Below are 2,312 nucleotides of genomic sequence, written 5' to 3'. Positions count from 1 at the left end.
GGCGCGCGCAGCTACATGAACCCGGAAGAGCTTGCCGATGCCGGCATCGAAGTGCATCTGATCAAGGGGTATGGCGACACGGCGGTCGCCGAATGCGCGATCGCCCTGATGTGGGAGGGTGCGCGCGGGCTCGCCAAAATGGATCGCGGCATCCGCGCCGGCAACTGGCTGCGCGACGATGCCATGCAACTGACAGGCAAGACGCTCGGCCTGATCGGCTATGGCGGGATCGCTGCGGAAGTGGCGCGGATCGCGCGCGGGTCCGGCATGCGCGTGATCGCCTGGAACCGGACGCCGAAGAAGAAAATCCCCGGCCTCGAATTCGTCGAGCTCGACGATCTGCTCGCCGAGAGCGACGTGATCTCGCTGCATCTGCTGCTGAACGACGAGACCCGCGGCTTCGTCTCGCGCGCCTTCATCGAGGCGATGAAGCCGGGCGTGATCTTCGTCAACACCGCCCGCGGCGCCATCGTCGACGAACAGGCGATGATCGATGCGCTGGAGTCCGGTCATATCCGCCATGCCGGACTCGACGTCTTCAACATCGAGCCGCTGCCGGCGGACCATCCGCTGACCAAGGTGCCGAACGTGACGCTGTCGGCGCATTCGGCGTTCCGCACACCGGAGGCCAGCGTCAATCTGATGAGCGCGGCGTGGGAGCATTGCCGCAGGATTGTGAAGAAGAAGTAGTCCAGCTGTCGTCCCGGCCAAGCGAAGCGCGAGCCGGGACCCATAACCGCAAGCGTTTGCGAGGCGACGAAGCTGTCCTCCAGCTATTTTTGATCGACGGGCCGCGGCGTATGGGTCCCTGCGTTCGCACTAGGGCATGCACACATCTCTGAGGCTCCATCCTGTGGCGGCGGCGTGGAAGTATTCGAGGCCATGCTTCATGGTGATTGGACCTGGCGGTTTGGACGATGGATAGCCGTCCCAGCCGCCGAGGCGGCCGATAATCCATGAGGCCCAAGCGAGGCTATCGGGGGGATGCGGGTTCCTGAGCCGCTTGCTTTGGGCCTCAAACTTCTCGTTGAAGGCGGCGAGCGTTGTGATCTCGCTGGTATCGAAGGCGAGCCGGACGGGCTGATGGTCACGGCCATCGCGCGCCTGCAAGAGTTGGATGGTGATGACTGCTGCCTTGGCGGCGATTGCGACCAACTTGAGCAGCCGCTCGGCAGTGCCGACCTGGCTGTCTTCGAGTCTGAAGCCTTGGGTCTTGAGGACGCGGAAGAATTGCTCGATCAGCCAGCGCCGCTTGTACCATTCGACGATGCGCCATGCCTCTTCGGTTTTGGTTATCGGATGAGTGGTGAGAAGCCGCCAGTGCAGCGGCTCTGTGCCAGCGCGAGGATCGGTCTCACGCACGTCCACCAGGGTCAGCGGCAAGCTTTCAGGCAGATGGCGCAGGAGCCTGCTTTGCGGACGGGCCAAATTGACTGCGCCGAAGCGCAGCTCGAGAGAGGCGACACGCTGGGCTCGCTGCGCCCGCGCCGGCAGCACAATGCTGCGCCGGTCAGCAACGGCCATAGCTTCGCCGGTCGCATACAGCTCGCTCCTGTCTGCGAGCTTGCGATCATGCATGCTGCGGGCAATCACATGGAAGTACTGCTCCGCGGCACTGGCATAAAAGGCGAAGATGTCGCTCTCGCGGTCGCCGAGCGCGGTTACCATCGCCGCCTTGGCCAGCAGCGGCCGGGCCGCCAGCGCCGTGGCGATCCAGCGCTGCGATTCCTTGTCCGACAGATCGCGCAGGTCGTGCGAGACGGTGCGACGGCCCTTGCGGGTCCACACCTGACCACTCAACAGACCAAGACAGCTGCCGCTTTCGGCATCCACCGCCAGCATCGGGTGCAGCAACACCCCTCGGCCATTGCCGTGGCCGATCTCACCGAGCCCGCGCCGACGTTCTGCAGTGGTGGCAAAATTGATTTCGCTGGTGTCCTGGATCGCCAGCACATGGCGGCCCTCCGCCGCCGTCATCGTGCCCGCGCTCCAGCTTTCGATGATCCGCTCGGCCGTCACCCTGGCATTGCCAAGAAAGCGGTTGAACCGCACCTCCCGGGCGCGGACGCCTCCCGCCAGCCGCCGCAGGCAGACATCCTTGCCAGCAACCATGCATTCGACGAGCGCCGCCCCCCTTTTTCGAGACGACGATCCCCGAACCGACCTAACGACCAGTCAATCTGCGCCAGCATGTTGACACCTCCGCCAGAACCGAAGTGCCACAATAGAAATCACACGAATTCCCGATTCTGGAATCCCCCAGCCGGCTACCGAGTCAATCCGTCGCACCAGTTGTGTGCATGCCCTAGTGC

2 protein-coding genes are annotated in these 2,312 nt (G+C 64.0%); one reads left to right on the top strand and one right to left on the bottom strand.

Translation table 11 applies throughout. The features are described from left to right. On the top strand, positions 1 to 690 hold a 690-nt coding region (locus tag VGP39_RS20990), incomplete at its 5' end, for an NAD(P)-dependent oxidoreductase (protein ID WP_327570015.1). Positions 691 to 819: 129 nt separating this feature from the next. On the opposite strand, the gene VGP39_RS20985 is transcribed toward VGP39_RS20990, so the two are convergent. Next, positions 820 to 2,112 carry an IS4 family transposase gene (locus VGP39_RS20985; RefSeq protein WP_327570014.1) on the bottom strand — a complete coding sequence of 431 codons (1,293 nt, stop codon included), beginning with the start codon at positions 2,110 to 2,112 and terminating at the stop codon, positions 820 to 822. Positions 2,113 to 2,312: the final 200 nt, after the last annotated feature.

Origin of the sequence: Bradyrhizobium sp. (assembly GCF_036009065.1) — a bacterium.
In the GTDB taxonomy this organism is placed as follows: Bacteria; Pseudomonadota; Alphaproteobacteria; order Rhizobiales; family Xanthobacteraceae; genus Bradyrhizobium.
Note: the sequence above shows the minus strand (reverse complement) of the source record. Positions and strands in the feature narration are given on the sequence as shown.

What these genes read in the sequence shown, in the direction of transcription:
- VGP39_RS20985 (WP_327570014.1), bottom strand. Translation starts at nt 2,112, where the DNA reads ATGGTTGCTGGCAAGGATGTCTGCCTGCGGCGGCTGGCGGGAGGCGTC.